The organism is Streptomyces sp. NPDC048643, from assembly GCF_040650615.1.
In the GTDB taxonomy this organism is placed as follows: Bacteria; Actinomycetota; Actinomycetes; order Streptomycetales; family Streptomycetaceae; genus Streptomyces.
In genome coordinates, this window is record NZ_JBEZHO010000038.1 from 31,774 (window position 1) to 57,128 (window position 25,355).

The following is a 25,355-nucleotide window of genomic DNA, read 5'->3' on the forward strand; positions in this document are numbered from 1 at the left end:
ACATGACAGAGACGTAAAGACATCTCGCAGCGCCCGGAACACCGGGTGAAAACGGACCAGTGATGGTGACGGGCGCCCACGCGCCCGCCCACGGTCCGCGCCTAGCGTGTGCGCATGCCGATGCAACCCTGGTTCACCGACGCCAAGCTGGGCATCTTCCTCCACTACGGCATCTACGCCGTCGACGGAGTGGCCGAGTCCTGGTCCTTCCACACGGGTGAGGTCACCCACGAGCGATACATGAAACAGCTCGACCGCTTCACCGCTTCGCACTACGACCCGGAGGCCTGGGCCGATCTTTTCGCCCGCGCCGGCGCTCGCTACGCCGTGCTCACCGCCAGGCACCACGACGGCGTCGCCCTGTGGGACACCGCCCACCACAACCTGGACGTGGCACGGGACACCCCGGCGGGACGCGACCTGATCGGCGGCTTCACGGACGCCCTGCGCGCCCGCGGTCTCAAGGTCGGCCTCTACTACTCGCACTCCGACTGGAACCACCCCGACTATGCGAGCCTGCGGCACGTCCAGCAGGGCGACGTGCCGCCGAGCCGGTACTCGCACGCCGAGCCCGGGGCCGAGGACCCGGCGGCCTGGGAGCGCTATCTCGCCTACCGGGACGGCCAGGTAGGCGAGTTGGTCGCCCGTTTCCAGCCCGACCTGCTGTGGTTCGACGGCGAGTGGGAGCGGACCGAGGAGCAGTGGCGGATGGGCGAACTCGCCGACCTGATCCTCGCGGGCAACCCGGACACCGTCCTCAACGCCCGCATGCTCAGTCACGGCGACTACGCCACTCCCGAGCAGGGGGTCCCGCTCCGGGCGCCCGAGGGGCCGTGGGAGCTGTGCCTGACCGTCAACGGCTCCTGGGGTCACCGGCCGGACGACCGCGACTTCAAGTCCGTCGGCCAGTTGGTGCGGTACTTCACGGAGACGATCGGGCTGGGCGGCAACCTGCTGCTCGCCGTCGGCCCCCGCGAGGACGGAACGATCCCCCGGGAGCAGACCGAGCGTCTGGAGGGACTCGGCGCGTGGATCGCGCGGCACGCCGAGGCCGTGTACGGCACGGTCGCGGGGCTGCCCGCCGGGCACCACTACGGTCCGAGCACGCTCTCCGCCGACCGCCGCACCCTGTACCTGGTGTGTTTCGACGCGCCCCGGGAGTCGGTGTCGATCCGCGGCCTGCGGAACGCCGTGCGCCGGGTGACCGTCCTCGGCACGGGCAGCGAACTCGGCCATCGCGTGACCGGCGGGCTGCACGCGGTCCCCGGCGTGACCTGGATCGACGCTCCCGCCGCGGACGACCTGGACGCCCACGCGACGGTGCTGGCCGTCGAGTTGGACGGCGAGCTGGACCTCTACCGAGGTTCGGGACGCGACTGAAGGCGGGGCGGTGGGGCGGTGGCGCGGTGGCGCGGTGGCGCGGTGGCGCGGTGGACGAGGGTTCGCCGTCTCGCGCCTCACCACAAGGTCAAGATTTCCCCTGGTGCGGGCCATGTCGGCGACCCCGGTGAGACGCTCGGGCCGAACCGGCGTATTCACCGTGGAGGGGCGACAGCAGCCGGCGGGTCCCTCCCGACCGGAGGTAGTGCACGCGTGACCATCACTCGACCGGCCCCGCCGCCGGTCTCTTCGCACGACGACGCGGAGCAGCCACCTCGGCAGGGCTGGCACGTCAGTTCCCCGCTGGCCCTGACCATGCTCCTGCTGCTGGTCGTCGCGGCGCAGGGGCCGGTCAGGCGGGCGCTGTCCACGCCGGTCATGCAGAGCTGGATGACGGTGTTCGTCGCCGTGGTCGTCCAGGCGCTCCCGTTCCTCGTCCTCGGTGTGCTGCTGTCGGCGGTCATCGCGGTGTTCGTCCCGCCCTCGTTCTTCGCCCGGGCCCTGCCGAAGCGCCCGGCGCTCGCGGTGCCGGTCGCCGGGCTGGCCGGGGCGGTCCTGCCGGGCTGCGAGTGCGCGTCCGTGCCGGTGGCCGGCGCGTTGGTGCGGCGCGGGGTCACCCCGGCGGCGGCCCTCGCGTTCCTGTTGTCCGCGCCGGCGATCAACCCGATCGTGCTGACGGCCACCGCCGTCGCCTTCCCCCGCAACCCGGAGATGGTCCTCGCCCGCTTCGTGGCGAGTCTGCTGGTGGCCTGCGTCATGGGCTGGCTGTGGCAACGGCTCGGCCGGGCCGACTGGTTGCGGCCGCCGGAGCGGCCCGCGCACGAAGGGCTCGGCAGAGGAGCCGCGTTCTGGGGGTCGGTGCGGCACGACGTGATGCACGCGGGCGGCTTCCTCGTGCTCGGCGCGATGGCCGCCGCGACGCTCAAGTCCGTCGTACCGGCGAGCTGGCTGCACGCCGCGGCCGGGAACCCGGTGATGTCGGTGCTCGCCCTCGCGATACTGGCCGTCCTCCTGTCGATCTGCTCGGAGGCCGACGCCTTCGTGGTGGCCTCCCTGACCCAGTTCTCGTTCACCGCCAAGCTGGCGTTCCTCGTGGTCGGACCGATGATCGACCTGAAGCTGTTCGCGATGCAGGTGGGTACTTTCGGGCGCGGCTTCGCGACCCGGTTCGCGCCCACCACCTTCGCCCTCGCGATCCTCATGTCCGTCCTGGTCGGGGCGGTGCTGCTGTGAACCGGCAGGCACAGGCGGCGGTACTGTTCCTGGTCGGCGCGGCGGTGCTGCACGCCGGCGCGACGGATCTCTATCTCCGGTACGTCAAGGCGGGGTTGAGGCCGTTGCTGCTCGCGGCAGGCGTGGTGCTGATCGCGACGGCGCTCGCCACGGTCTGGTACGAGGTGCGCGAGCGGCGGACCGCGTCCGGGAACGCGGGCGGCGACGGTCACGCTCACCCGCATCGCGAGCCGCGCGTCTCCTGGCTCCTGGTCCTGCCCCTGCTGGCGCTCATCCTGGTCGCCCCGCCCGCGCTCGGCTCGTACAGCGCGATGCGTACGGGTACGGCGCTGCAGGCGCCCTTCGGATACCCCGCGCTGCCCGCGGGCGACCCGGTCCCGCTCGGCCTGGTCGACTACGCGGGCCGGGCGGCGTACGGGCACGGGCACACGCTCGGCGACCGGCGGATCAGGATCACCGGTTTCGTCGCGCTCGACCACGCCGGCACCCCGTATCTCGTCCGCATGGCCCTCAACTGCTGTGCCGCCGACGCCCAGCCGGTCAAGATCGGGCTGTCCGGGCGGATCCCGCCCGTGCTCCAGCCCGACAGCTGGCTCGAGGTGACCGGCACCTACAGCAGCAGGCGCACGAAGGACCCGGTGAACGGCGGTGTCATCCCGTTCTTCGACGTCGGCACCGCACGACCGGTCCCGGCGCCGCGCGATCCGTACGACGAGAGCTGGAACAACTGACCGCGTTCCCCATCCTGTTCGCTCAGGCCGCCGGGTCCGGCAGATAGCTCGCCAGGCCGCGCAGGATGATCTCCAGGCCGATGTCGAAGCGCTCGTCGGAGGAGTCCGTCACCATGACCCCGGCCAGAGCGCGCAGATGGGGGAAGTCGGCGACGGGCAGGGACGCGAAGTAGTTCTGCATCTCGTCGGCCATCTCACGCCAGTCGGGCCGGGCCGGCGAGGAGGTGCCGGCGCTCTGCTGCGCGGCCCGGTCCCGCCACATGCCCTCCTCCAGCACGAACCCGTCGATGTACGTCGAGATGAGGTCACCGGCCTCCGCCGCGATGCGGTCGGGGAGCCCCGCGGTACGGAACACGGCGAGCAACGCCTCGACGTGCGGCAGCAGTTCGGCGGTGAAGGGGACGTGGGCCATGGAGATCCTCGCCATGTCCCGGTGCGACAGCAGGCGTCGGCGGCCCGCGCGGGCGTACTCCCGTACCTCCTCCTGCCAGCGCTCCGGGTCTGCCTCGGGCGGCTCGAAGCCGTCGAAGAGCCGGGTGTACATGAGCTCCAGGAGATCGTCCTTGGAACTGACGTGGGCGTAGAGGGCGGAGACCGTGACCCCCAGCTCGGCGGCCACCTGACGCATCGACAGGCCGTCGAGTCCCTGGCGGTCCAGCACGGTGAAGGCGGCTTCGACGACGCGCTCGCGTGACAACGGTGTGCGCGTGGGGGCGACGCGGGCACGGGCCGGGCGCTCGCGCTCCCAGGGGGACGGCGGGGGCTGTGCGGGGGTGCCGGCGGCCGCGTCGGTCATGAGGACAGTCTAGGCGCCGGGAGAGCGGTGTTCTCTCCGGGTGAGCAGCGTTCATCCGGAGATACGCGATATATCTTGTCTCGGCTTCCCGGTTGCGCTATATCTTAATGAACGCCGTTCTCTCGGTGAGCGCTGTTCTGTTAAAGTGAACAGTGTTCTCCGGTGTCTGGTCGCCTCTCCCCCGCGCCCACCAGGGAGCCGGGCCGTCGCATTCCATCCACCCCGCCGCGCTCGCCGATCGTCACCGCGCGGTCCCTTTTCGAGGAGTTCCGATGTCCACCACCGGTGTCGCGTCCACCGAGACGCCCATCGACTCACCAGCGCCCTATCGGTGGCGCTGGGCTGCGCTCTTCGTGATTCTCGCGGCCGAGGTGATGGACCTCCTCGACGCCGTCGTCACGAACATCGCCGGCCCGTCCATGCGGGCCGACCTCGGAGGCGGCGCCTCCACGCTGCAGTGGCTGGCCGCCGCGTACACCCTGTCGATGGCCGTCGGGCTGGTCACCGGCGGACGGCTCGGCGACATCCACGGGCGCCGCCGGATGTTCCTGGTGGGAGCCGCCGGGTTCACCCTGGGTTCGCTGCTCTGCGCGATCTCCGTGTCGCCCCAGATGCTGATCGGCGCGCGCATCGTGCAGGGCCTGTTCGGCGCGGTGATGCTGCCGCAGGGCCTCGGCATGATCAAGGAGATGTTCCCGCCGAAGGAGTCGCAGAAGGCCTTCGGCATGTTCGGTCCGGTCATGGGGCTGTCCGCGGTGTGCGGGCCGATCCTGGCGGGCTGGCTGGTCGACGCCGACTACTTCGGCACCGGCTGGCGCATGATCTTCCTGATCAACCTTCCGCTGGGTGCCGCCGCGATCGCCGGCGCCCTGCGCTACCTGCCGAAGGGCCGCTCCGAGACCAAGCCGCGCCTCGACATCCCCGGCATGCTCCTCGTCTCGCTGGCCGCGCTGCTCATCATCTTCCCGCTGGTCCAGGGCCGTGAGTACGACTGGCCCCTGTGGACGTTCGCGATGATGGCAGCCTCCGTCGTCGCCTTCGTCGTCTTCGCCCGGTACGAGTCGCACCGCGGCAGGACCGGCCGGGACCCGCTCGTCGTCCCCAGCCTCTTCCGCAAGCGCGGCTTCAGCGGCGGCATGATCCTCGGGCTCGTCTTCTTCTCGACCATGCAGGGCTTCATGCTGGTGTTCAACCTGTACACCCAGATCGGCCTCGGCTACTCACCGCTCAAGGCCGGCCTGGTGATGGTGCCCTGGTCGGGAGGCATGATCGTCGGCTTCGGACTCGCCCAGGGTGTCGTGCGGTTCGGACGGGCCGTGCTGCAGGCGGGCGCGCTCGTCATGGCGCTCGGCGTGTTCGGTGTCTGGCTGACCCTCGACCAGGTGGGATCCGGCGTCGGCCCCTGGCAGCTGCTGCCGTCGCTGCTCGTCACCGGCATCGGGATGGGCCTGCTCATGGCGCCGTTCTTCGACATCGTCCTCGCCAGCGTCGAGCAGCACGAGACGGGTTCGGCGTCCGGAACGATGACCGCGGTGCAGCAGCTCGGCGGCGCCTTCGGTGTCGCCATCCTCGGCACCGTGTTCTTCGGTCTGCTGGGCGGCGGGATCGCCACCGCGGTCGACCACCGCTCGGACGACCTGCGCGGCCGGCTGACCGCGGCTCACGTCGCCCCCGCCGCACAGGACCGCATCGTGGCCGACCTGCGCCGGTGCGCCGCGGATCGCGCCACCGCCAAGGACCCGGCCGCGACCCCGGCGTCCTGCGCACTCCTGACGAAGGAGACCCGGTCCGCGGCGACCTCACCCGAGGCTGCCGCCCGCGTGCCCGCAGCCATCGAGGCCACGGCGTCGTCGGCCTTCCGCAGCGGCTTCGGCTCGGTCATGCAGACGCTGCTCTGGATCGTCGACGGCATGCTCGCCCTGACCTTCCTGCTCGCGTTCCTCCTGCCGCGTCACGCCCGCCCCGAGGAGTCCGCGGCTCACTGAGCGGCCGCACGCCTTGACGGCCGGGACGGTCGGAGACCCCTTGGGGAGGGTCTCCGACCGTCCCGTGCGCGCGACGCACGGGAGATGCCCGGCACGACGCCCAGGAAGAGGACACGGTTCACCCCGGGCAAGTCCGCGCGGGATGCGCCGCGTACCGTTCGAGCAGGCGGAACGGCACATGCGGAGCCCGTGAGCCGGACGATGCTCGCCGGCCGCTCGGCACCCCGCCCGGACGCACCTGCCGTCGCCCGACCCGCACCCTCCCGGAAGGACGAGCCCGTGCTCACGTCGTACGCGGACCACTTCGACACGCCTGCCGGGTATCTCGACTTCGCACGGTTCGGGCCGCCCTCGCGCGACGTCGTGGCCGCGACCGCCGGGGCGATGGAGGAGTCCGCCCGCGCCGACCACACCACCGTGGACGGTCTGATGCGCGCCGAAGAGATCGCGCGGGACACGGCCGCCCGACTCGCCGGGGCCGACAGCCGGCACACGGTGCTCCTCCCGAACGCGTCCACCGGGCTGTTCCACGCCGCTCTCGGGATCCGCGAGGGCGTGGTCCTCGCGCCGCGCACGGACTTCCCCGCCAACCACTATCCGTGGCGGCGCAGCGCCGACCTGGGCCGGGCGACGCCGCGCTGGCTCGATCCCGCGCCCGGCTCCGGCGTCACCCCCGACCTGGTTCGCGCCGCGTTGACCGACGACGTCGTCGCCCTGTCCGTCAGCGCCGTCGACTTCCGTACGGGCTTCCGCGCCGATCTCGCGGCGCTGCGCGAGGCGATCGGACCGGACCGACTGCTGGTCGTGGACGCCATCCAGGCGTTCGGGGTGGCGCGCATGGCGTGGGACGCGGCCGATGTCGTGGTCGCGGGCGGCCAGAAGTGGCTGCGCGCCGGATGGTCCACCGGCTTCGCCACGCTGTCCGATCGCGCGCTGGAGTCCCTGGAGCCGGTCCTCACCGGCTGGACGGGAGTCGAGGACGTCGGTGTCTTCGACGGGACGGAGCACGGGCCCGCCCCGGACGCGCGACGGTGGTCGATCACCAACCTCAGCCCGGTGACGGCCGCCGCCTTCGCGACCGCTCTCGGCCTCGTCGAGCGGTACACGGTCGCGGCGATCGAGGCCGCGATCGCCCTGCGGGTCGCCGAGTTGACCGAGGTCGTCGAGGCGCACGGCGGTCACCTCCTCTCCCCCGCCGACCCGGCACGGCGTGCGGGCGTCCTCGCCTTCACGATGCCGGGCCACGATCCCTCCGTCGTCGCGAAGGCGCTGCACGCGCAGGGCGTCACGCCGACGGTGCGCGCCGACTCGCTCCGGTTCTCCCCGCACGCCTCGACACCGCCGGAGGCCCGCGCACGGGTGGCCACCGCGCTGGCGTCGCTGCGCGACTGAACGCGGCGGATCCGCGACAGGGGCGATTCGCTCGGCGAAGGGCGACGACCGGGCCGTCCGCCCCCGCGCCTCACCTCGACCGGCCGGGCACCGCGTGGTCGCCCGGCGGACCCGGCGCTTCCGTCGCGGACGCCTTCGTCCGCCGTTCCGGTGCGGCCCTCCGCGACGTACCCCGTTCGTCTCCCTGCGCGTCCGGTGGATTACTGCGCGCACATGAAATGCCTGTGACGGCGCTCGGATCGGCATTGCTCACGCCGCTCACCCGCTCCTAGGTTCACTCCGGCAGGCCCTGGTGCGGACGCGCCCCGGCGGCACCGCCCGTTCCTCCCTCCTCTGTCGTACTCCGTGTGCGCTCTCGCGAGCGCACCTTCAGAAGGGTTTCCACCATGAGCCGGAGCGACCAGCCCGACCTCGGACGGCGGGGCTTCCTCGCCGGCGCCACCGCCGTCGCGGCAGCCGCCACCGTCCCCACGCTCGCTCCCCGCGCCGAGGCCGCCACGGCCGCGGCGGCGAGCCGCCCCAACATCCTGGTGATCCTCACCGACGACCAGCCGCTGCACACCGAATGGGCCACGCCCAAGACGCTGAGCTGGCTGGTGGACGGCGGTGTCGAGTTCACCCGGGGACACGTCGCCACCCCGCTCTGCGCGCCCTCGCGCTCGTCGATCTTCAGCGGTCGGCACGCGCGTCACCACGGCGTCCGGGACAACAGCAGCCCGTACAACCTGGACCAGTCGACCACCGTCCAGCGCCACCTCCAGCAGGCCGGATACCGGACCGGGCTCTTCGGGAAGTACCTGAACGCCTGGAGCAACAAGGACAACCCGCCGCACTTCGACGAGTGGCTGCTGTCGGCGCCGGTCACGTACAACGACGGCACGTACAACGACAACGGAACGGTCCGCACCCTGCCCGGCTACACCACCGGCGTGATCCGGGACCGCGCGCTCCAGTTCCTGGACAAGGCCGCCACCGACCACCGCCCGTGGTTCGCCTTCGTGGCACCGAAGGCCCCGCACGGGCCGAACACCCCGGAGCCGAAGTACGCGAACACCCCGGTGCCCGCCTGGAACGGCCGGCCCTCGGTGCCGGAGGCGGACCGGAGCGACAAGCCGGACTACGTCCAGAACGCCGACCGCACACTCGCCGACGGCCAGACCGTACGCCGCAACCAACTGCGCACCCTGCTCTCCGTCGACGACGCGGTCCAGGCGCTGCACGACAAGCTCGCCGACCTCGGACACCTCCAGAACACCCTGGTGTTCTACCTCGGCGACAACGGCTACAGCTGGAGCGACCACGGCTGGGGTGCCAAGTCGGTGCCCTACCGGCCCGCGGTGGAGGTGCCGTTCTACGTGTCGTGGCCGGCGGGCGGGCTCGGCGCGGGCACCACCGACGACCGGCTGGCGGCGAACATCGACGTCGCGCCGACCATCCTGGACGCGGCCGGCATCGCGCCGAGCCCGCTGCACGACGGCCGGTCGCTGCTCGGTACGGCGAGCCGCGACCACCTGCTCATCGAGTGGTGGCACCGCAACCCCGGCGGCAACCCGCACACCTGGTCCTCCTACAAGAGCGCCACCGAGCAGTACACCGAGTACTACGCGCTGCACACCGACGGCTCCGGGCAGGAGGTGGGCACCGGCGAGGTGCTCTTCCGCGAGTACTACGACCTGGTGAACGACCCGTACCAGCTCACCAACCTGCTGTACGGGGCCACGCCCGCCGACGAACGGCGCCTGGGCATCCCGGCCCTGGCCGCCCAGCTCGCCGCCGACCGGGCGGCCTGACCTGCCGGTGTGGTGGTGCGGCGGACGCCCGCCGCACCACCACACCGGCCCGCGACTCCGCCACCGGTGACCATCCATCGCCGTCCGCGTCCGCCCCGGGAGACTCCATGAACAGCGCTCCTCGCCCGTCCTGCTGTGCCCCGGCCCGGGGAACCCTCGATCTGCTGCCCCCGGAGCCTCGGCCGGTGGCCGACGGCCCGGCCGCCCGAAGGGCCCGCAAGGGCCTCACTGCCCTGCCCGGCGGAACGTTCCTGATGGGCAGCGACGATCCCGACGCCGTGCCCGCCGACGGCGAGGGGCCGGTCCGCGAGGTGACGGTCGGCGCCTTCTCCATCGCCCCCGCGACGGTCAGCAACGCCGAGTTCGCGTCCTTCGTCAACGCCACCGGCCATGTCACCGAGGCGGAACGCTTCGGGTTCTCGTACGTCTTCGCGGGCTTCCTGAGCGCGGAGTTGCAGGCCTCGTCCCCACCGGTCCCCGGCACTCCGTGGTGGCGGGCGGTGCCCGGAGCGAGCTGGCGGGCGCCCCGGGGACCCGGTTCACGCTTCCTCGACGTGCAGCAGCACCCGGTCGTGCACGTCTCCTGGAACGACGCGACGGCCTACTGCGCCTGGTCGGGAACCCGGCTGCCGACGGAGGCGGAGTGGGAGTACGCGGCGCGCGGCGGCCTGGAGCGAAGACGCTTTCCCTGGGGCGACGAACTGGCCCCGCGCGGGCGGGAGATGCTCACCATCTGGCAGGGCGACTTCCCGCGGGCCGGCCCGGGCAACCGCAACGGCACCACTCCGGTCCGCTCGCACCGGCCCAACGGCTTCGGCCTCTACAACACGGTCGGCAACGTCTGGGAGTGGTGCGCCGACTGGTTCAGCCCCGACTTCCACCGCACCGGCCCCCGTTCGTCCCCCGTGGGGCCGCCGGCCGGCACGGCACGGGTCATGCGCGGAGGTTCCCACCTGTGCCATGTCTCGTACTGCAACCGCTACCGGGTCGGCGCGCGCAGTTCCAACACCCCGGACAGCTCGACCGGCAACACCGGCTTCCGGGTGGCCCGCTGAGAGGTCGCGCACGGGGTCGGCCGCGCCGGTGGTCCGACCGGCGCGACGGTGCCCGCCGCGGGCGTCAGGTCGTGGGCTCGAACCAGGTCGGCTCGTCGACCAGGGCCTGCTTGATCCGGAAGAGGGCGTGCTCGCTCAGCTCCGGCAGGGCGTCGACGGCGAACCAGCCGACCTGGAGCGACTCGTCGTCGTTGACGCGGGCCTCACCGCCGACGGCGCGGCAGCGGAAGGTGGTGTCCATGAACTGGCAGACGTCGCCGTTGTCGAAGGTGACCTGCTCGCCCGCCTGGACCACGACGACGCGCTCGACCTCGATGCGCACGGCGGTCTCCTCGTACACCTCGCGCACGGCGCACGCGGCGGGCTGCTCGCCCGGCTCCGGCATTCCGGAGATGAGCGCCCACCGGCCGTTGTCGGAGCGCTGCCCGAGGAGCACTCTGCCCTCGTCGTCGAAGACGACGGCGCTCACTCCGGGGAGCCAGAGGAGCTGGTGGCCGGCGGAGGCCCGGATCGCGAGGATGAAGTCGGGGGTAGCCATGGTCCCGACCCTAACCGCGCGCCCGGGCTCCCCCGGAGCCGACCCGGTTCAGGCCTGCGCGGCGGTGTTCCGCCGGGCGCGCACCGCCGTCGTGGCGGCCCGGCCGAGACCGCAGGCGGCGACCAGTACGAGGAACATCTCCGGGAGGATCCCGAGCTTCGTGGCCGGGGTCTGGGAGGAGCGCAGCGGCACCTTCTGGACCAGTGAGTCGGCGACGAACATGCCGGTCTTCTGGGTGATCCGTCCGTCCGGCATGATCACGGCGCTGACACCGCTGGTCACGGGAACGGTGACGGTACGGCTGTGCTCGACGGCACGGATCCGGGACATGGCGAGCTGCTGGTAGGTCATCTCGCTGCGGTCGAAGGTGGCGTTGTTGCTGGGCACGGAGATGATCTGGGCGCCGTCGGTCACGGTGCTGCGCACGGCCCAGTCGAAGGCCGCCTCGTAGCAGGTGACGAGGCCGACCCGGGTGCCGTTCATGGTGAAGACGCCCGCCTCGGTGCCCCGGCTGAAGTCCTGGCGGACCATGGTCGTCCAGTTCTTGTTGATGGCGCCGAGCAGCGAGCGCATCGGCAGGTACTCGCCGAAGGGCTGGATCTGCCGCTTGTCGTACGTGTCCACCGGGCCCTTGGCCGGGTCCCAGAGGATCTGCTCGTTGTAGAGCCTGCCGCCGCGTTCGACGACTCCGCCGACCGAGATGGGGGCGCCGATCGCGCGGGCCGCCTCGTCGATCACGGCGCGGGCGTCGGCGTTGGCGAAGGGGTCGATGTCGGAGGAGTTCTCGGGCCACAGGACCAGTTGGGGCCGGGCGACCTTGCCGGCCCTGACCTCGGCGGCCAGCCGCTCGGTCTCCTTGACGTGATAGTCGAGGACGGCCCGGCGCTGGGAGTTGAAGTCGAGTCCCGCGCGCGGGACGTTGCCCTGGATGAGCGCGACGGTCGCCGTGCCGTCCTCGGCCTTGTCGCTGACCAGGGTGCGTGCGGCCAGTGCTCCGACGACGGGGACGGCGACGCTGAGCAGTGCCGCGGCCGCCGCGCCCCGGCGCAGGACGCGGGTGCCGCGGGCCTCGACGCCGAGCCGGATCAGCTCGTAGAGCCCGAATCCGCAGAGCACGACGGCGAAGCCGACCACCGGGGTGCCGCCGAGCGCGGCGAGGGGCAGGAAGACGCCGTCGGCCTGGCCGAACGCGATCTTCCCCCAGGGGAACCCGCCGAAGGGGGCACGCGCGCGGGCCGCCTCCCCGGCGATCCAGACGGCGGCCGCCCATACCGGCCACCCGGGGAGCCGGGAGACAAGAGTGATCCCGGCGCCGACGAGTGCGACGTAGACCGCTTCCACCACGACGAGCGCGATCCACGGGCCGGGGCCCACCTCGACTCCCGTCCACACGAGCAGGGGCAGCAGGAATCCGAGGCCGAACAGGTAGCCGAGGCCGAGAGCGGCCTTCCAGGAGCGACCGCGCAGGGTCCAGGCGAAGACCGCGAAGGCGGGCAGGGCCAGCCACCACAGCGTCCGGGGCGGGAAGCTGACGTACAGCAGGACTCCGGAAAGCGCCGCTGCGGCGGCCGGGACGAGACGGCGGACCAGAGCGGCCCCGCGTGAGGCGGGCGCGGGCTGGGGTTCGAGCTGTTCCGGCTCGTCTACGGTGGTTGCGGTGGCGGTCACTCCGGGAGTGTACGGCGGCTGACCTGGGGGCCGACAGCTCGGTCCGCCCGGCCCGGAAGGGGTGGAGCAGTGCTCCGCGGAGGTGGCGCCGTCGCGCGCAGCAACGTTCCTGCACAACTTCTCCCCAAAGCGGCACATCACCCGTTACGGTGTGCCCGAGCCTCTGACGTGCGGCCTGTTGCGGTGACGGCGCCCGAGGTCCGACGACGCCGGGGGGCGACGGGGTGGGTTCCACGGGGACGGCGTCCGCAACGGACGCCTCGGCCACGGGTGAGAGACGCAGCGGATCCGACGCGGCGGGCATGGCCGTGCTCGCGGCCTGCGCCGCCTGGTCGCTCGTCACGGCGGCCGCGCACGACGGCCGGCCCGAGGGTGTGCTGCTCGCGGTGCTCGCCGTGACCGCGGGCTACGCCTCGGGACGGATCCTCGGCGTGCTTCTGCCGGTCGCGGCGCCCTGCGCGGGAGCGCTGACCGGTCTCGGCCTCGCCATCGCCACACCCGGCCCGCAGATCAGCCTGCACCTCGGTCACAGCGGGGCGACGGCAGCGCTGCTGACCCTCTCCTGCGGTGCCGCGTGCTGCGCCGCCTGGGCGGCCCGTCCGCCCGCCCTGCGGCTCGCGCTGGGCCTGCTGGCCGCGGTGATCGCGGTGACGGCGGCACCGCTCGGTTCGATCACCGGTCTCGTCACCTGTACCGGGGTGCTGCTGTGCTCGCTCGGCGCCGGACGGGTGCGCCACCGTGCCGTCGGCCTCGCGGGCTGCGCGGCGGCCGCGGCGGCGGTGACCGGGGCGGCCTGGGCGATCGGCGAGGACGCGCTGCCCGACGGTCTGACGGCCGCCCTGCAGGGACGGCTCACCGGGCACCGGATGCTGCTCTGGCACGACGCGCTGCGGATGGTGCGGGCCGATCCCGTGCTGGGGGTCGGGCCCGGGCGGTACGGCGACCTCAGTCCCACGGTCGCCCGGTCGCTGCTGCCGGACGGCAAGGCCCACTCCGCTCCCCTCCAGCAGGCGGCGGAGCAGGGGCTGATCGGCGTCGCCCTGCTCGCGGCGGCGTTCTGCTGGATGCTCTACGCGCTCCTGCGCAGCCCGCGCTCCACGCCGATCGCGCTGACGGCGGGCGCGGCACTCACGGCACTGGCGGTGATCGCGTCGATCGGCAACGCGCTCAGTTTCATGACGGTCACCGCCGGGGCCGGACTGCTCGCCGGCCTCGCGACGGCCCGGCCGCTCAGTGCCGAGGAACGGGACGACTCCGCCGGCGCGATCCCGCGTCCGGCGGGCGGGCCGGGACCCTGAGCACCCGCGTGGGGCGTCAGCGCACGGCGCCGGACGCGCTGGGCCTCAGGTGGTCGCGGATGATCCGTACCGCCGCTTCGGCGTTGTCCACGGTGATGGTGAAGGTGTGGCCGTCGCCCAGGCGCAGCACGACGCCCTCGCCGCGGCGGACGATGACGGCGGTGCCCTGTTCGGGCCGCCATCGGTAGCCCCAGCCGCCCCACTGGCGCGGGGTGACCTGGGGGGCGAAGTCGGCGCCGACGACGGTCGACAGGGGGATGCGGCGACGCGGGAGCCCTATGTGGCCGCACCGGACTTCCAGGCAGTCCTTGTCCACCTTCACGGCGACATGCACGAACGCGAGCGTGCCGAAGAGGATGAGCAGTCCGGCCGCGATGCACCCGACCACGGACATGATCAGCGGGGCGGTGCCCGAGGTCCAGCCGGAGTCGACCGCCAGCTCGATCCCGAGAGCCAGACAGGCCACGCCGCCGAGGGCGGGCAGCAACTGGACGCGGTTCCTCGCGCGGCCGGTCCAGAGCTCCGGCAGCGGGATGGTTTTGCCGTGGGGGTGGTCCCTCATACGTATGAGACTACTCAGGTTCCGCTGAGCGGGCACCGGGTCGCGGAGCGTTACTCCCCCGGGTGGGCGATCCACCCGGCGACGGCTTCGTCATGGTGACAGCGCGTGCCGGTACCGGGGGTGTGCACCCGGGTACCACCGGTGTCCGCGGTGTGTGGCTATCAAGTACTCGGCATAGCTGTGCGCAGCGTGTCCGCGCCGCGGCCGTCACTCAGTGTGCCGGGCTGACCGCCGCGAGAATGCGGCCTTCCTCATAGGTGAGGGCGGTCGCGGGCAGCGCGCCCTGCTGCCCGGAGAGCAGCACCGTGACCGTCGAGCGGGCGGCCGCCGCGGGGTCGGGCCGCGCGCCGATCCGGCGCAGCGCCTGCGCGGCCACCGCGCCGGCCGAACCGTGCAGGACGAGGGGCGGGAGGTCGGGGCGCTGCAAGGCCGCGCGGATGCGTTCGGCGACCAGCTCGTAGTGCGTGCAGCCGAGGACGACGGCTCGCACGTCCCTCGGGGTACGCGCCGCCGCGGCGGTGATCGCTGCGTCGATGGCGGCCTCGTCGGCGTGCTCCACCGCGTCCGCGAGTCCGGGGCAGGCGACCTCGGTGACCTCGACGTCCCCGGCGAACTCCGCGATGAGTCCGCGCTGGTAGGGGCTGCCGGTGGTGGCGGGCGTGGCCCAGATCGCGACGGGTCCGCCGCCCGCGGCGGCGGGCTTGATCGCCGGGACGGTGCCGATGACGGGCACGTCCGGCTCCAGCCGGGCGCGCAGCGCGGGCAGGGCGCGGACGGAGGCGGTGTTGCAGGCGACGATCAGGGCGTCGGGCCGGTGCAGTGCGGCGGCCTCGGCGACGGCCAGGGCGCGGGCGGTGACGTCCTCCGGGGTGCGCGGTCCCCACGGCATGCTGCCGGGGTCCGAGGAGAGGACGAGATCGGCGTCGGGCCGTAGTCGACGCACCGCCGCGGCAGCAGCGAGCAGTCCGATTCCGGAGTCCATGAGCGCGATCTTCACCCGGTCACCATAGACGATCGGCCCCGGACGCCTTCCGCGGTGGGGCAGACTGCGGCGGGTGAGCGCCCTCGTGTGGATCGCCGTCGGATCACTTGTCGCGTGGCTGTGGCTGCTGCTCGGCCAGGGCTTCTTCTGGCGTACGGACGTGCGGCTGCCCGCGCGCGTGGAGCCGGCCGAGTGGCCCTTCGTCTGTGTCGTGGTGCCGGCCCGGGACGAGGCCGCGGTGCTGCCCGAGAGCCTGCCGTCGCTCCTCGCCCAGGACTATCCGGGCCGGGCCGAGGTGTTCCTCGTCGACGACGGCAGTTCGGACGGCACCGGAGAGCTGGCTCTCGACCTGGCGCGGCGGCACGGCGGCCTGCCGCTCACCGTCGGCTCGCCGGGCGAACCTCCGGCGGGCTGGACGGGCAAGCTGTGGGCCGTGCGGCACGGCATCGGTCTGGCCCGCGCGCGGGGACCCGAATACCTCCTGCTGACGGACGCGGACATCGCGCACGAGCCGGGAAGCCTGCGGGAGTTGGTGGCGGCGGCCCGTACGGGCGGCTTCGACCTGGTCTCCCTCATGGCGCGGCTGCGCGTGGAGAGCGTGTGGGAACGCCTCGTGGTGCCGGCGTTCGTCTACTTCTTCGCTCAGCTCTATCCGTTCCGCCGGATCGCGGTGGACGGGTCGCGGACGGCGGCCGCGGCGGGCGGCTGCGTGCTGCTGCGCGCGGATGCCGCCGAGCGGGCGCGGATCCCGGACGCGATCCGGCACGCCGTCATCGACGACGTGGCACTCGCCAAGGCGGTCAAGCGCGGCGGCGGCCGGATCTGGCTCGGGCTCGCCGACCGGGTGGACAGCGTGCGCCCGTACCCGCGGCTGCACGATCTGTGGCGCATGGTCTCGCGCAGCGCGTACGCACAGCTGCGGCACAGTCCGACGCTGCTCGCCGGGACGGTCGCCGGGCTCGCCCTGGTGTATCTCGTGCCGCCGGTCGCGCTGGCGACGGGGCTCGCCACGGGGACCGCCTGGGCGGCGGCGGCCGGAGGGCTCGCCTGGGCGCTGATGGTGGCGACGTATCTGCCGATGCTCCGCTACTACCGGCAGCCCCCCTGGCTCGCCCCGCTGCTGCCGGTGACGGCGTTCCTCTATCTCCTGATGACGGTCGACTCCGCGGTGCAGCACTACAGGGGACGCGGGGCCGCCTGGAAGGGCCGCACGTACGCGCGGCCCGACACCGCCCTCGACGAGAGCTGACGGGTTTCCGGACGGCGCCGCGGGTGGTCACTTCCTGCCGGGTGTCCAGTTCATGCCCCAGCCGTAGACGTGGTCGATGGTGCGCTGGGGGCTGACACCGCGCTCGGGGACCAGGTACCGGGCCTCGCGCTGGACGACGAGGTCGGCGCCGTTGCTGGAGATGAGGGCGAGCGCGCAGACGGTGGAGGGGACCGTGCACTCGTCGAGCGAGAAGTCGATCGGGGCGCCGTTCAGCGGCTGGAGGGTCACCGTGGCGTGCAGGTCGGCGAAGGAGCGGGCGCCCTCGTAGATGGTCACGAAGATGAGGATGCGGCGGAAGTCCTGCTTGTGGTCGAGGTTGATGGTGAGGTTCTCGCCGGTGTCCACGGCTCCGGTGCGGTCGTCGCCGTCGAGGTGGATGTACGGCGGCTGGTGCAGTGCGCCGAAGGCGTTGCCCAGGGCCTGCACGACTCCCTTGCGCCCGTCGCTCAGTTCGTACAGGGCGCAGAGGTCGAGGTCGAGGTCGGCGTGCATGGCGACGGCCCGGCCGCGTTTGCTGCCCCATCCCGAGAACTGCTTGCGCACCTGCCAGTTCAGGTTCACGCGCAGGGCACCCGAGGTGCCGCCCTGCTTGCTGAGCGAGACGGAGGGTGCCTCCTTGGTGAGCGTCACCTTGGACAGGCGGACCGGCGCCGGAGGGGCCGCGGGCTGCCACGGGTTCGCGGGGGGTGCCTGCGGCGGGGGCATGGTCACGGGCGGGGCGACCGGTGGCGCCGTGGTGACCGGCGGGGCCACGGGCGGCGGCGGTCCCTGCACGCGGGTGGCGGGCGAGGGCGGGGCGGGCGCCGGGGCCGCGTGCTGCGGCTCGTCCACGGTGATGCCGTAGTCGGTGGCCAGTCCTTCGAGGCCGCTGCCGTAGCCCTGTCCGACCGCGCGGAACTTCCAGGCCCCCTGGCGCCGGTAGAACTCACCGAGCACGAAGGCGGTCTCCACCGTCGCGTCGGCGCTGTCGAAACGGGCGATCTCCGTGCCGTCGCGGGCGTCGAGCACCCGGATGTACAGGCCGGGGACGCGTCCGAAGGAGCCGCCGTCCGCGGAGGCGGCCAGGACCACCTTCTCGATCACGGGCTCCACGCGTGGCAGGTCGACGAGCAGGGCGTCGGTGACCTGGCCGCCCGCGGTCCGCTTCCCCTCGTGGCGTACGGCGCCCGAGGTGTGCGCCGGCTGGTTGTAGAAGACGAAGTCAGCGTCCGAACGGACCTTGCCGTTCACCAGCAGCAGTGCGGAGGCGTCCGCGTCGGGCACCCCGGGGCCCGGTCGCCAGCCCAGCTCCACCCGCAGCGTGCTCGTCGGGACAGGAACATTGGATCCCTTGGACATGGTCATGTGCGCCCCCATCGCGTTTCTCCGCACCGGGTCCGAGCCCCGCGCGGCCCGCCGGCTCCGTTCCCGCCCAACCTAATCCCCCGGCCCGTCGAACTCTCCTGACTCGGACCGGAAGATCCCCGGCCAACCGCCGGTAACCCGCAAGGAACTCGCCCTTTACACGATCTGAACCCGCTTTGGCGTCCTTTTTTGCCGAGTTCGCTCGCATTGGGGATCCCGCGTCACCGCGGACTCGGAAAACAACCCTCTTATCGGTCTCCCCAACCAGCACATCGTGGGCTTAACTTATGTGCCATGACCTCCCCCCGCTCCACCTATGGCGGCGGTTACTACTCCGCCTTCCAGGACACCCCGATCTACGACTCCCTCGTCGCCGAGCGGGGAACCCCTCAGATCGCCCCGATCCGCGTTCCCTCCGCGTACGACTCGGGCAGCCACCTCCCCGCACTGCCGTCCGCTCTCCCCGCACTGCCGGCCGGCCCCTCGCACCAGGCCTCCTCGTACGGCTACCAGCAGGCCCAGCAGCCCGCTCCGCTGCACCAGGCCCCCGCTCCGTACATCCCGCAGCAGGCCGGCGCCCAGCGCGGCTACCCCGGCCCGCAGCAGCAGCAACCGCGCCCCATGTCGGGCAACACCGGCTACGAGGCGATGCGGCCCGCCGCTCCCCGCCCCGCGCCGGCCCCGTACCAGGACCCCTACAACGGTCAGCAGTACCGCGGGTACTGACCCCTTCGCACCGGATTGTCGGTGCCTCCTGGCACCATGGCGGTCATGGGGAACGCGGTACTGCACTCGATTCACGTCCATCCGGTCAAGGCGTTCCGGGCCCAGTCGCCCCGGGAGGCCGTGGTGGAGCCCTGGGGGCTGGCCGGAGACCGACGCTGGGTCCTGATCGACGACGGGGGAAAGGTCGTCACGCAGCGCGAGCAGCCGCGTATGGCGCTGGCCGCCGCTGAGATCCTCTCGGACGGCGGTCTTCGTCTGTCCGCCGAGGGCAGCGGTCCGGTGACCGTTCCCGTGCCCGAGCCCGCCGGGACGACGACCGTGGAGATCTTCGGCGACAAGGTGGAGGCGGTGCTCGCCGATGCCGCCGCCCACGCGTGGTGCAGCGCTCATCTCGGTGCCGACGTGCGCCTGGCCCACATGGACGACCCCGCCGTCCGCCGCCCGGTGGACCCGCTGTTCGCGCTGCCGGGCGAGACGGTCAGCTTCGCCGACGGCTATCCGCTCCTCGTCACCACCCTGGGCTCGCTCGACGCCCTCAACTCGCTGATCGCGCTTGGCGACCACCACGACGAGGGCCCCCTCCCGATGACCCGCTTCCGGCCGAACGCCGTCGTCTCGGGCACCGAGGCCTGGGCCGAGGACGACTGGTCCCGGATCGCCATCGGGGACGTCACCTTCCGCGTCGCCAAGATGTGCGGGAGATGCGTCGTGACCACGACCGACCAGGACACCGCCCGGCGCGGCAAGGAACCCCTGCGCACGCTCGCGCGCCACCGCCGTTTCGCCGGCAAGCTGGTCTTCGGGCAGAATCTGGTGCCCGAGTCCCGCGGAACGCTGCGCGTCGGTGACCCGGTCACGATCCTCGAATAGCCCGCGCGGGCCCGTCCCGCCGGAGGCCGGCCGCACGGGGAACCCCGGCCGCGGGCCGGATCGTTGAAGGCATGCGGGACGTTCGAGGAGGGCCTGCGGGAGAGGGTGATTTCGCTCTCTCTTCCCCGGCCGTCGGCGTGAACGGCCCCGCGCGGGGTTATCACGAACGCGGAAGGGGGTGCGGGATGGTGCGTTCGATCATCGGACTCTGGCGTTGGCGGCACAATCCGCTGCGCCGCACGACGGATCTCGTCGAGGCCTGGCTCGCCCTGGCCACCCTTCTGATCGTCCTCGTCGGCGCGCCCTTCGTCGGAGCGGCCGTCGGCGCCTCGGCGGAGCACGCGCTGCAGCGCGCCGTCCGGCACCAGCGCGCCGACCGGCACGTGGTGGCGGCCACCGTCGTCAGGAGGCTCTCCGGCGGCCCCCTGCAGTCCGACCCCGAGACGTCGACGGCGCGGGACGTCCGCACCCGGGTCATGGCCTCCTGGACGGCGCCGGACGGCACGCGGCAGCGCGGTGTCGTGATCACCCTCCTCAAGTCTCCGCGTCCGGGCGCCCACTTCGCGCTCTGGACGGACCGGCACGGCCGCCTCGTGGGCCGCCCGCTGGACGGTGCCACCGCCACGACGCACGCCGTTCTGGCCGGTTTCGGCGCGGCCGTCCTGACGGCGGGATGCGTGGAGTGCGGCAGACGGCTGGTCGTCTGGCACATGGTCCGTCGGCGGTACGCGCGCTGGGACCGGGCCTGGGACAAGGCCGGTCCTGACTGGGGCAAGGCGGGCACCGGCAGCTGACGGCCCGCCGTCGGCGGTCAACCGCCCCTGTCCGCGCACGCTACGGTGGACCGGCCGCGCTGACCCGCACCGTCATGAGAGGCTGTCCGGCAGGGGCGCAGATCCCCGCCGACGGGGTATCAGTACGGCCTCGCAGGACCCGCGTACGACGAGGTGGGGGCACGACAGCGCCATGGCACAGGGCACGGTCCAGGTGACGCACACCGGAACCTCGCGGTGGCGGCGCCGCACGGGTGAGTACGCATCGCTGGCCGCCGCCCTGGAGGCCGCGGCCGACGGCGACGTGCTCACCGTCGCTCCCGGCACCTACCGCGAGAACCTGGTGGTGGAGCGGGCGGTGACGCTGCGCGGCCCCGAGGGCTCGCCCGGCTCGGTGCGCATCGCGCCGGTCGACGGCGTGCCGCTGACCGTCCGCGCCTCCGCCGTGGTCCAGGACCTGCACGTGGAGGGCCAGGACTCGGCGGCCCCCGCCCTTCTCGTCGAGGAGGGCACGCCCGAACTGCTGGACGTACGGATCGTCACGCGCTCCGCGGCCGGGATCGAGGTGCGCGGCGGTGCCCGCCCGACCGTGCGCCGCTGCACGGTCGACAATCCCGGAGGCGTCGGCATCGCCGTACTGGACGGCGGCGGCGGGGTGTTCGAGGAATGCGAGGTCGTCGCGGCCGGCCAGTCGGGCGTCCTGGTCCGCGGGGGCGCGCATCCACGCCTCGAGCGCTGCCGGGTGCACCACACCTCCGGTGCCGGCCTGTCGGTGACGGGCGAGAACTCGTCGCTGGAGGCGGTGGGTTGCGAGGTGTACGAGGTCAAGGGATCCGGCGTGCAGGTCACCGCCCGGGCCACGGCCCACCTCACGGACTGCGACGTGCACCGGACCACCGCGGACGGCGTCACCCTGGACACGGACGCGGTCCTCACCCTCGCCGACTGCCGTATCCACGACATCCCGGAGAACGCGGTCGACCTGCGGTCCCGCTCCGTGCTGACCCTGACGCGCACCACGGTGCGGCAGTTCGGGCGCAACGGCCTCTCGGTCTGGGACCCGGGCACCCGCGTCGACGCCAACCAGTGCGAGATCTTCGACAGCACCGGCGACTACCCCGCGGTCTGGGTGAGCGACGGCGCGACGGCGGTGCTCGACTCGTGCCGGGTGCACGACGTGCCGGACGCGCTGTTCGTCCTCGACCGGGGTTCGCGCGCGGACGTCGTCGACAGCGACATCTCGCAGGTGCGCAACACGGCGGTGTCGGTGAGCGACGGCGCCACGGCGCAGCTCGACGACTGCCGTATCCGGGACGCCGCGACAGGGGCCTGGTTCCGTGACCACGGCAGCGGCGGCACGCTCTCCGGCTGCACGGTGGACGGCACCCAGACCGGCGTGATCGTCACCAAGGGCGCCGATCCGACGATCGAGCGCTGCACGGTGACCTCGCCCGCCGAGGCCGGTTTCTACGTGTCGGCCGACGGCCGGGGCAGTTTCCTGAACTGCCGCGTGGCGGACAGCGGGGGCTACGGCTTCCACGTGATCGACGGCTGCCGCGCGACCCTGCGCAAGTGCCGCACGGAGCGGTGCGCGCGCGGAGGGTACGAGTTCGCCGAGGGTGGCGCCCCCGGGGCGGGTCCCGTCGTCGAGGACTGCGCGAGCGACGAGAGCACCGGCCTGCGTGCCCCGGCGCACGAGACCGCCGTCGAGACGTCGGGCCCGTCGACGAGTCTGATCGGGGCGATCCCGGGCCAGCGCACCACCGAGCGGGAGCCGCTCGCCACGGAGCCGGAGGCCACGCCGCAGGCCCGCGCCTCGAAGGCGGTCCTCGGTGAACTGGACGCGCTGGTGGGCCTGGAGAACGTCAAGCGTGAGGTACGGGCGCTCACCGACATGATCGAGGTGGGCCGGCGCCGGCAGCAGGCGGGGCTGAAGGCGGCGTCCGCCCGCCGGCATCTCGTCTTCACCGGCTCCCCCGGCACCGGCAAGACGACCGTGGCCCGGCTGTACGGCGAGATCCTCGCCTCGCTGGGTGTGCTGGAGAAGGGTCATCTCGTCGAGGTGTCCCGGGTGGACCTGGTCGGCGAGCACATCGGGTCGACCGCGATCCGCACCCAGGAGGCGTTCGACCGGGCGCGCGGCGGCGTGCTGTTCATCGACGAGGCGTACGCGCTGTCGCCGGAGGACTCGGGCCGTGACTTCGGGCGTGAGGCCATCGACACGCTGGTGAAGCTGATGGAGGACCACCGGGAGGCGGTGGTGGTGATCGTCGCGGGGTACACCGTCGAGATGGAGCGGTTCCTCTCGGTCAACCCCGGTGTGGCGTCCCGTTTCTCACGGACCATCACCTTCAACGACTATCTCCCCGACGAGTTGTTGCGCATCGTGGAGCAGCAGGCCGAGGAGCACGAGTACCGGCTCGGCCCAGGTGCGGCCGAGGCGCTTTTGAAGTACTTCACGGCGATCCCGAAGGGCGCCGCGTTCGGCAATGGCCGTACGGCACGCCAGACGTTCGAGGCGATGGTGGAGCGGCACGCGGGCCGGGTGGCGCAGCTGGACGAGCCGAGCACGGACGATCTGACGCTGCTCTACTCCGAGGACCTGCCGGAGCTGTCCTGAGTGATCCCGTGCGGGCGCTGGCCGGGCACCTCGGTCCGCAGCCGCGCCAGCAACAGTTCGCGCTCGGCGGCGAAGGCCGGGTCCGCCTGGTAGTCGGAGTGGCCGAGGATGGGTGCGGGCAGCGGCTGCCGTGCGGTGCGGCCGTAGGCGAGCGGGTCCTTCAGGGGCTCGTGGTCGACCTCGGGGCCGCAGTCGCCGGGCAGTCGGACGGGTCCGCCGATCGGGTCCGTCGGGCGGTACAGATTGCGCCAGCAGGCGACCTCGCGGTGCAGTGAGGCGAGGGCGGCGGGTCCGAAGTGGGCGGGGAACCAGCGTCCGTACAGGCGCTCCAGCGGAGAGCCGTAGGTGAGCAGCGCGATCCGCCGGCGGGTCGCGGGACGCAGCTGCCAGGCCGCGGCGGCGGCGAGCACGCTGCCCTGCGAGTGTCCGGAGAGCACGAGCCGGCCGCCGGTGGCGCGGGTCCAGGTGGCCATGCGCCAGGTGAGGTCGGGTACGGCGCGCTCGGCGTAGCAGGGCGGTGCGAAGGGGTGGGCGGCGCGCGGCCAGAACGTGCCGACGTCCCAGAGGATGCCGATGGTGCGACGGGCCGCGGGGTCCTTGTAGGCGCGGCGGCCCCAGGTGACGAAGAGTATGAAGCCGAGCCCGATCAGCCAGGAGCCGAGCGCCTGGGCGGTCTCGGCCGCGCCGTGGACGACGCCGTACGTCCCTCGCGCCGCCTCGCTGGGGGCGTCCCCGGTGGCGAACGCGCCGGCCACGGCACCGGCTCCGAGCAGCAACGTCGCGAACGAGACGACGCCGACCATGAAGGGCGCCCGGTCGGTGAGGCCCGCCATCGCACGGGTGCTCGCGATGCGGCGGGTGCGGGTGGTGTCCTTGGGCTCCCCCGGGTAGTCGCGTTCGACGGCGCTCATCTCGCGGCGCCGCAGCATCCAGGTGCGGCGGCCGAGGCGGCCGACGACGGCGAACAGGACGAGGAGGAGCGGCGGGATCGCGGAGGCCTGCCAGGTGAGCAGGACGGGCGGGCCGGGGATCGAGTGCCGGGTTCCGTCGAGCCAGTCGGCGACCCGCTGGGAGACGCCTCCGGACATCACACCGCCCAGTGCGCAGGCGAGCATGGCGACGGCGGGTCCGGCGAAGCCGCGCATCGCGGTGCGGGTGTCGACGGGGGCGTCCGGCCTGCCCGGGGTGCCCCAGGTCGCGGGGTTCGTGCGGTACAGGAAGTGGGCGACGACGCCGAGCGCGATGACGAGCAGACCCTGGACGAGGGCGAGGCCGCCGAACGTGGCGTCGCCCGGGAGGCGTCCGGTCGCGTGCCATTCGGGGCGTGACCAGCCGGCGTAGACCAGGGCGAGGGCGAGGAGCAGGATCGCGCCCTGGGGCAGCAGGCGGACCAGTGTCCGGTCGCGGCCCCGGTCGATGCGGTTCTCGCTACGGCCCCGGCGGCAGACCACGCCGAGCACAACGGCCGCTCCCAGCACGAGGGTTGCGTTCAGCAGGGTGCCCAGTGCGTCCAGCGCGCCGGGTCCGCCCGGTCCGCGGTCGTGGCGGGACGCCGAGGCGGTCACGGCCGCGGCGACGGTGAGGAAGCCGGCGGCGGTGTGCGCGGCGCGCAGCCGGGCCACCAGGCGGCGCCCGTACCAGAAGCCGGGGCGGCCGAGCCCGGTGCCGTCGGTCTCCTCGTCGGGCTCGGCCTGGCGGGACATGGGCTGCTGGGACTCGTACGCGCTCCAGGTGCGGTGGGAGAGGTACCAGAGGAGCGCCGTGAGCGCGGCGGGGACGAGGGCGGCCAGGGCGAGGCGGCGGCCCGGCTGGCTCCACCAGCCGGCGTCGGGGCGGTCCGGCGAGAGGAATCCGAGCCAGGAGTGGTTGCGGACGCACGCGCGGGTGCCCGCGCACTGCCAGGCGGCCAGGTCGAGCGCCACCTCGCAGGCGGCGGCGACCAGCAGGACGGTGAGGGTGAGCCCGGCGAGCCGGACGAGCAGGCCGTACAGGCGCACCGTGCGCGGGCGGTGGTGGGAGGCAGGGCGCATCCAGTGCGCGAGGTTGACCACCATGAACGGCAGCAGCAGGAGCCACAGGGCGCGGGCGCCGTTGCCGGAGGTGAGGTTGCACCACACGTACGCCTCGCGCACCGGGCCGCCGCGGTGGGTCTCGGGGTGTTCCTCGGCGTCGGCGTCGTCCGCGCGGCGGAAGACGGCCGCGGTCGCGTCGCCGGTGACGCGGACGGTCCGCGGATCGTCCAGCATGTCCTCGGGTGTGGCGCCACCCACGCCGTGGACGAGGAGTTCCAGCGCGATGTCGTCCGCTTCGGGCCGGGGTAACGCTCGTCCGTTCTCCCCGCC

At 73.0% G+C, this 25,355-nt stretch carries 20 protein-coding genes; 13 read left to right on the top strand and 7 right to left on the bottom strand.

All coding sequences use genetic code 11. From position 1 onward, the window contains the following. Nucleotides 1–114 precede the first annotated feature (114 nt). From AB0C62_RS29925 to AB0C62_RS29935, 3 genes are all read left to right on the top strand, one after another. On the top strand, nt 115–1,380 hold the full coding sequence (locus AB0C62_RS29925; protein WP_362978384.1) for an alpha-L-fucosidase: 1,266 nt from the start codon (nt 115–117) through the stop codon (nt 1,378–1,380). A gap of 303 nt (nt 1,381–1,683) precedes the next feature. Next, the gene (locus AB0C62_RS29930) at nt 1,684–2,613 is read left to right on the top strand and encodes a permease (protein ID WP_362978470.1); all 930 of its coding nucleotides are present in this window, start codon (nt 1,684–1,686) and stop codon (nt 2,611–2,613) included. Further along, on the top strand, nt 2,610–3,344 hold the full coding sequence (locus AB0C62_RS29935; RefSeq protein ID WP_362978386.1) for a TIGR03943 family protein: 735 nt from the start codon (nt 2,610–2,612) through the stop codon (nt 3,342–3,344). The genes AB0C62_RS29930 and AB0C62_RS29935 overlap by 4 nt, the downstream gene beginning before the upstream one ends. A gap of 22 nt (nt 3,345–3,366) precedes the next feature. Here AB0C62_RS29935 and AB0C62_RS29940 read toward each other — a convergent pair whose 3' ends face one another. Next, on the bottom strand, nt 3,367–4,140 hold the full coding sequence (locus tag AB0C62_RS29940) for a TetR/AcrR family transcriptional regulator (RefSeq protein ID WP_362978388.1): 774 nt from the start codon (nt 4,138–4,140) through the stop codon (nt 3,367–3,369). Between the two features lie 272 nt (nt 4,141–4,412). Between AB0C62_RS29940 and AB0C62_RS29945 the strand changes: the two genes are divergently transcribed. The 4 genes from AB0C62_RS29945 to AB0C62_RS29960 all read left to right on the top strand — a co-directional run bounded on the left by AB0C62_RS29945 (nt 4,413) and on the right by AB0C62_RS29960 (nt 10,362). Continuing rightward, the gene (locus AB0C62_RS29945) at nt 4,413–6,125 is read left to right on the top strand and encodes an MFS transporter (protein WP_362978390.1); all 1,713 of its coding nucleotides are present in this window, start codon (nt 4,413–4,415) and stop codon (nt 6,123–6,125) included. A 279-nt stretch (nt 6,126–6,404) separates the two neighbouring features. Further along, complete coding sequence (locus tag AB0C62_RS29950) at nt 6,405–7,517, top strand: aminotransferase class V-fold PLP-dependent enzyme (protein WP_362978392.1); 1,113 nt, start codon at nt 6,405–6,407, stop codon at nt 7,515–7,517. Between the two features lie 386 nt (nt 7,518–7,903). Continuing rightward, complete coding sequence (locus AB0C62_RS29955) at nt 7,904–9,307, top strand: sulfatase (RefSeq protein WP_362978394.1); 1,404 nt, start codon at nt 7,904–7,906, stop codon at nt 9,305–9,307. 107 nt (nt 9,308–9,414) lie between these two features. Then, complete coding sequence (locus AB0C62_RS29960; protein WP_362978396.1) at nt 9,415–10,362, top strand: formylglycine-generating enzyme family protein; 948 nt, start codon at nt 9,415–9,417, stop codon at nt 10,360–10,362. A gap of 64 nt (nt 10,363–10,426) precedes the next feature. Here the strand turns inward: AB0C62_RS29960 and AB0C62_RS29965 are convergent, their stop codons facing one another. Beyond that, nucleotides 10,427–10,900: an NUDIX domain-containing protein gene (locus AB0C62_RS29965; protein ID WP_362978398.1), complete on the bottom strand. Its 474-nt coding sequence runs from the start codon at nt 10,898–10,900 to the stop codon at nt 10,427–10,429. A 48-nt stretch (nt 10,901–10,948) separates the two neighbouring features. Next, nucleotides 10,949–12,568, bottom strand: a complete 1,620-nt coding sequence (lnt, locus tag AB0C62_RS29970; protein WP_362978400.1) for an apolipoprotein N-acyltransferase — start codon at nt 12,566–12,568, stop codon at nt 10,949–10,951. A 302-nt stretch (nt 12,569–12,870) separates the two neighbouring features. Between lnt and AB0C62_RS29975 the strand changes: the two genes are divergently transcribed. Further along, complete coding sequence (locus tag AB0C62_RS29975; protein WP_362978402.1) at nt 12,871–13,866, top strand: O-antigen ligase family protein; 996 nt, start codon at nt 12,871–12,873, stop codon at nt 13,864–13,866. A gap of 16 nt (nt 13,867–13,882) precedes the next feature. Here the strand turns inward: AB0C62_RS29975 and AB0C62_RS29980 are convergent, their stop codons facing one another. Further along, nucleotides 13,883–14,428, bottom strand: coding sequence for a hypothetical protein (locus tag AB0C62_RS29980; protein ID WP_362978404.1), 546 nt, complete (start codon nt 14,426–14,428; stop codon nt 13,883–13,885). Between the two features lie 211 nt (nt 14,429–14,639). Continuing rightward, nucleotides 14,640–15,425, bottom strand: coding sequence for an aspartate/glutamate racemase family protein (locus AB0C62_RS29985; protein WP_362978406.1), 786 nt, complete (start codon nt 15,423–15,425; stop codon nt 14,640–14,642). A 58-nt stretch (nt 15,426–15,483) separates the two neighbouring features. Here AB0C62_RS29985 and AB0C62_RS29990 point away from each other — a divergent pair, with 58 nt between their 5' ends. Then, complete coding sequence (locus tag AB0C62_RS29990) at nt 15,484–16,659, top strand: glycosyltransferase (protein WP_362978408.1); 1,176 nt, start codon at nt 15,484–15,486, stop codon at nt 16,657–16,659. Nucleotides 16,660–16,686: 27 nt separating this feature from the next. Here the strand turns inward: AB0C62_RS29990 and AB0C62_RS29995 are convergent, their stop codons facing one another. After that, nucleotides 16,687–18,024 (bottom strand): TerD family protein, encoded by a 1,338-nt coding sequence (locus AB0C62_RS29995; RefSeq protein ID WP_362978410.1) that lies wholly within the window; start codon nt 18,022–18,024, stop codon nt 16,687–16,689. Nucleotides 18,025–18,318: 294 nt separating this feature from the next. Here AB0C62_RS29995 and AB0C62_RS30000 point away from each other — a divergent pair, with 294 nt between their 5' ends. The 4 genes from AB0C62_RS30000 (at nt 18,319) to AB0C62_RS30015 (ending at nt 23,013) form a co-directional block, all read left to right on the top strand. Then, nucleotides 18,319–18,750, top strand: coding sequence for a DUF6643 family protein (locus AB0C62_RS30000; protein ID WP_362978412.1), 432 nt, complete (start codon nt 18,319–18,321; stop codon nt 18,748–18,750). 45 nt (nt 18,751–18,795) lie between these two features. Continuing rightward, nucleotides 18,796–19,620, top strand: coding sequence for an MOSC N-terminal beta barrel domain-containing protein (locus AB0C62_RS30005; protein ID WP_362978414.1), 825 nt, complete (start codon nt 18,796–18,798; stop codon nt 19,618–19,620). A gap of 185 nt (nt 19,621–19,805) precedes the next feature. Next, nucleotides 19,806–20,414 carry a hypothetical protein gene (locus AB0C62_RS30010; protein ID WP_362978416.1) on the top strand — a complete coding sequence of 203 codons (609 nt, stop codon included), beginning with the start codon at nt 19,806–19,808 and terminating at the stop codon, nt 20,412–20,414. A gap of 172 nt (nt 20,415–20,586) precedes the next feature. Beyond that, complete coding sequence (locus AB0C62_RS30015) at nt 20,587–23,013, top strand: right-handed parallel beta-helix repeat-containing protein (protein WP_362978418.1); 2,427 nt, start codon at nt 20,587–20,589, stop codon at nt 23,011–23,013. On the opposite strand, the gene AB0C62_RS30020 is transcribed toward AB0C62_RS30015, so the two are convergent. Continuing rightward, nucleotides 22,983–25,259 carry a hypothetical protein gene (locus AB0C62_RS30020; RefSeq protein ID WP_362978472.1) on the bottom strand — a complete coding sequence of 759 codons (2,277 nt, stop codon included), beginning with the start codon at nt 25,257–25,259 and terminating at the stop codon, nt 22,983–22,985. The two genes, AB0C62_RS30015 and AB0C62_RS30020, sit on opposite strands and share 31 nt — an antisense overlap. Nucleotides 25,260–25,355 lie beyond the last annotated feature (96 nt).